The sequence below is a fragment of the Streptomyces nanshensis genome, assembly GCF_001751255.1.
GTDB classification, from domain to species: domain Bacteria; phylum Actinomycetota; class Actinomycetes; order Streptomycetales; family Streptomycetaceae; genus Streptomyces; species Streptomyces nanshensis_A.
The window spans coordinates 1-3,891 of the sequence record NZ_LJGW01000640.1; the positions used below are offsets into that span (position 1 = coordinate 1).

Sequence of the window (3,891 nt, forward strand, 5' to 3'; positions counted from 1 at the left end):
CGCCGTGTTCGCGGCGCCTCCCTGCTTGGCGCCTCCCTGCTTGGCGTCCCGTTGCCTGGCGGCGCCTTGCCTGGCGCCCCCTGACCGTGCCTGCTGCGCGGGGCCGCTTCCGCGCTCCCGGGACGCCGGGCGCTTCGAACTGCCCGGCGCAGCCTGCCCGTTGCCGCCCTTGCGGCCGCCCTGTGCGCCGCCTTCGCCGCGGCGCGGGTCACGGGGACGTTCGCTCACCGCTCCTCCTGCTCGGGATCGCCGCTGGCCGGCTCCGGCTTTCCCTTGACGGTGCCGTCGGGCGCCAGGAAGGCGGGTGTGCCGCCGGGTACGAGACCCAGGCCGCGGGCGCGCTTCTCCAGCGCCGCGGGGGCGGAGTAGGAGTCGACCTCCTGCTGGAGCGACTGCTGTTCGTCCGTCAGCTCGTCCGTCTGCTTCTCCAGCTTGCTGAGCTGGAAGGAGCCCTGGTTGACGGCGGCGTTGAGCAGCAGCAGACCGAGCAGACCCGCGCCCAGTATCAGCACGACCAGCAGCACGAAGGGCGTCCGGGCCGCCGTCGAGCTGCCGGACGGTACGAGACGGGCGAGCCGGTACAGCCGCTGCTGTGCACTCATGAGCTGTGCGCCTCCCTGATGCGCTCCGCGCCGCGCAGCCGCGCCGGTGCGGCACGGCGGTTCTCCGCGACCTCCTCCTCGGTGGGGAGTTCGGCCCCGCGCGTGAGCAGCTTCAGCCGCGGCTGGTACTGCTCGGGCACGACCGGAAGTCCGGGCGGCGCCGTGCTGTTGGCGCCCGCCGTCAGCACGCGCTTGACGAGGCGGTCCTCGAGCGAGTGGTACGACAGCACGGCGATGCGCCCTCCGACCGCCAGCGCGTCCACGGCCGCGGGCACCGCCCGCTCCAGCACGGCGAGTTCGCCGTTGACCTCGATCCGCAGGGCCTGGAAGGTGCGCTTGGCCGGGTTGCCGCCGGTGCGCTTGGCCGCCTGCGGCAGCGCGTCCCGGATCAGCTCCACCAGGCGCGCGCTGCGGCTGAAGGGCTCCTTCTGCCGCTCCCGTACGACCGCCTCGACGATGCGCTTGGCCTGCTTCTCCTCGCCGTACGAGCGCAGCAGGCGCACCAGTTCGCCGGGCGGATAGGTGTTGAGGACGTCGGCGGCGCTGAGGCCCCGCGTCTGGTCCATGCGCATGTCGAGCGGTGCGTCCTGCGCGTAGGCGAAGCCGCGTTCCGCCTCGTCCAACTGCATCGAGGAGACGCCGAGGTCGAAGAGGACGCCCTGCACACGCGGAACGCCCAGCCGCTCCAGCACGTCCGGCAGTTCGTCGTAGACGGCGTGGACGAGCGTGGCCCGCTCGGCATACGGAGCCAGCCGCTCCCCCGCCAGCCGCAGCGCCTCGCGGTCGCGGTCGAGCGCGATCAGCCGGGCCGCGGGGAAGGTGGCGAGCAGAGCCTCGCTGTGACCGCCGAGGCCGAGGGTGCAGTCGACGACGGTGGCGCCGGGCTCCGCGAGCGACGGGGCGAGCAGATCGAGGCAGCGCCGCAGCATCACGGGGCGGTGCCGCTCACCGGGCGCCGGTTCGGACTCTGCGCCGGACTCTCCACGGGGCCCTTCGCCGGGCCTGTCTCCGGGCCCTTCGCCGGGCCGTCCGCCGGACGGTGCGCCGGAAGGCTCCCCGGACGATCCGCCGAACGGGCCGCCGCCGGCGGGCTCTTGACGGGTGGGCTGCTCTTCGGTCGTCATGCGCCCTTTCCTGCCCACGTGCTGCTTGGTCCCCGCCCGCTCGAAGGGGAAGCGACCGCACGGAACCGGGGAAGGGGGAACCGTACGGTCATGAGCGGGAGGAGGCCGAGCCGCACGTACGCGCTGCGCAGTCGGGAAAGCAGTCGGGAAAACCGCGCCCCTGGAGGCGTCTCGCCTCCCACTTCGCGCCACTTTAGTCCACTCGTCCCTTCGGTCAACCAGATCCGAGGCGCGGCGGAAGGGGGTCGGCGGCCGTTGTGGAGCGGCTCACAGAACCACCGGAAAGCCCGATTGGTCCTCCCCCGAGGGGCGCCGCGACCAGGCTCGCGGTCTACGGTCGTCACATGCCGACGTCTCAGCGGAACTCTCAGCCGCTCTCCCAGCACACCGCCGCCGACCAGCAACGTCCCGGAACCGTCACCGACCGGCTCGTCGAAGCCAACGAGCGGTATGCATCCGGGTTCACGGATCCGGGCATGGACGCCCGGCCCGTTCTCGGCGTCGCCGTGGTCGCCTGCATGGACGCCCGTATCGACCTGCACGAGGCGCTGGGCCTGAGCCTCGGCGACTGTCACACGATCAGGAACGCGGGCGGCGTCGTCACCGACGACATCATCCGCTCGCTGACGATCAGCCAGCGCGCCCTCGGCACCCGTTCCGTGGTGCTCATCCACCACACCGGCTGCGGAATGCTCGATCTGACCGAGGACTTCCGGCACGACCTGGAACGGGAAGTGGGCCAGCGGCCGTCCTGGGCCGTGGAGGCGTTCCGCGATCTGGACCAGGACGTGCGCCAGTCCATGGAACGTGTGCGTACTTCGCCCTTCCTCCTGCACACAGGCGATGTGCGTGGTTTCGTCTTCGACGTGAGGACGGGGCAGCTTCGCGAGATCGACCCGGAGATCGCCCCGGAACCGTGACGCGAGGACACGTGGGCGTGAAGAATGCGTGTGCAGGCAGCAGATGAGCCGGGCAGCACAAGACGGGGACGGGCCGAGGAGGGCCGGGTGACGACCTTTGACGAGCGAGCAGACCTGAGCGATCTGAGCAGTACGGCGGATCGTGTGCGCCGCTCGATGGAGTCGGTGATCGAGGGGAAGCCCGAGGTCGTACGGCTGTCGCTGACGGTCCTGCTCGCCGAGGGACATCTCCTGATCGAGGACGTGCCGGGCGTGGGCAAGACCATGCTCGCCAAGGCCCTCGCCAGATCCGTCGACTGCTCGGTACGGCGCATCCAGTTCACCCCGGACCTGCTGCCGTCCGACATCACCGGGGTGAGCATCTACGACCAGCAGCGGCAGGACTTCGAGTTCAAGCCGGGCGCGGTCTTCGCGCAGATCGTCATCGGCGACGAGATCAACCGCGCCTCCCCCAAGACCCAGTCGGCGCTGCTGGAGTCGATGGAGGAGCGCCATGTGACGATCGACGGTCAGACCTACGAACTGCCCTCGCCGTTCATGGTCGTCGCGACGCAGAACCCGGTCGAGATGGAGGGCACCTACCCGCTGCCCGAGGCGCAGCGGGACCGCTTCATGGCGCGGGTCTCCATCGGCTATCCCAGCCCGGCCGCGGAGCTGGAGATGATCGACGTGCACGGCGGTGCGTCGCCGCTCGACGACCTCGAACCGGTCGCGCACGCACACGAGATCAGCAAGCTGATCGACGCCGTGCGGAGCGTGCACGTCGCCGACACCGTGCGGCGCTACGCGGTCGAGCTGGTCGCCGCGACGCGTACGCACCCCGAACTGCGCCTCGGCGCCTCGCCCCGCGCGACGCTGCATCTGCTGCGCGCCGCACGGGCGGGGGCGGCGCTGGCCGGGCGTGACTACGTGCTCCCGGACGACGTACAGTCCCTGGCCGTGCCGGTGCTGGCGCACCGCCTGCTGCCCACGTCCCAGGCGCAGTTGAGCCGGCGGACGGCCGAGCAGGTGGTCACGGAGATCCTTCAGCGGGTGCCGGTGCCGGCGGGAGCGCCGGGCCGGGTGAGCGTGCCGCCGCACCCGGAGGATTACGGGCAGCAGCAGTCGCGGGGTTACTGATGCCCGGACGTCCCGCACCGGGAGCGGGGCCCCCGGCACAGCCCGTACGCGGGGCCGGTGGCCGGGGCGAGGCGACGCACGGCGCGGGCAACGTCCCGGGCGGCGGCACCGGGGGCACCGGCGGCA

4 protein-coding genes and 1 pseudogene are annotated in these 3,891 nt (G+C 71.9%); 2 read left to right on the plus strand and 3 right to left on the minus strand.

Annotated features, from left to right (window positions below; all coding sequences use genetic code 11):
* From AN218_RS37655 to rsmH, 3 genes and pseudogenes are all read right to left on the minus strand, one after another.
* Positions 1 to 228: pseudogene (locus AN218_RS37655) on the minus strand (hypothetical protein); the annotation flags it as partial.
* Positions 225 to 602, minus strand: a complete 378-nt coding sequence (ftsL, locus tag AN218_RS30670) for a cell division protein FtsL (RefSeq protein ID WP_070020305.1) — start codon at positions 600 to 602, stop codon at positions 225 to 227. The gene ftsL and the pseudogene AN218_RS37655, both read right to left, overlap by 4 nt.
* Complete coding sequence (rsmH, locus tag AN218_RS30675; protein WP_070020308.1) at positions 599 to 1,531, minus strand: 16S rRNA (cytosine(1402)-N(4))-methyltransferase RsmH; 933 nt, start codon at positions 1,529 to 1,531, stop codon at positions 599 to 601. The genes ftsL and rsmH overlap by 4 nt, the downstream gene beginning before the upstream one ends.
* A gap of 539 nt (positions 1,532 to 2,070) precedes the next feature.
* Here rsmH and AN218_RS30680 point away from each other — a divergent pair.
* Both AN218_RS30680 and AN218_RS30685 read left to right on the plus strand, forming a co-directional pair.
* Complete coding sequence (locus AN218_RS30680; protein WP_070020306.1) at positions 2,071 to 2,646, plus strand: beta-class carbonic anhydrase; 576 nt, start codon at positions 2,071 to 2,073, stop codon at positions 2,644 to 2,646.
* An 87-nt stretch (positions 2,647 to 2,733) separates the two neighbouring features.
* Complete coding sequence (locus AN218_RS30685; protein ID WP_070020307.1) at positions 2,734 to 3,765, plus strand: AAA family ATPase; 1,032 nt, start codon at positions 2,734 to 2,736, stop codon at positions 3,763 to 3,765.
* Positions 3,766 to 3,891: the final 126 nt, after the last annotated feature.